This is a genomic window from Gordonia sp. DT30, from assembly GCF_049844915.1.
Classification (GTDB): Bacteria; Actinomycetota; Actinomycetes; order Mycobacteriales; family Mycobacteriaceae; genus Gordonia.
Window position 1 is genome coordinate 1 of record NZ_JBNCLY010000131.1, and the last position, 221, is coordinate 221.

The 221-nt window shown below is 63.3% G+C and carries 1 protein-coding gene; it reads right to left on the reverse strand.

The genetic code is table 11. The features are described from left to right. Positions 1-56: 56 nt before the first annotated feature. Positions 57-221, reverse strand: a 165-nt coding sequence (locus ACLQ3C_RS21740) for a transposase (protein ID WP_425707148.1), incomplete at its 5' end; no start/stop codon positions are given.

Below are 221 nucleotides of genomic sequence, written 5' to 3' on the forward strand. Positions count from 1 at the left end.
TTCACGGCCCCGAGGTGGGTGTCCTTTCTGGTCTGTGGTCAGGTCGGATAGCGTGGTCAGCCAGGGTTGGGAAGTGTGGCGAGTCTGGCGATTCCGTCGAGGAGGAGTTGCAGGTTCGGTGCGGTGGCGGCGAGTTTGAGGCGAGTACGTCGCGCATGGCGGGTGAGTTTCGCGGCGATCGAGAACAGTTGCAGCCGTAGCCGTTTGGGTTCCCACCTGCG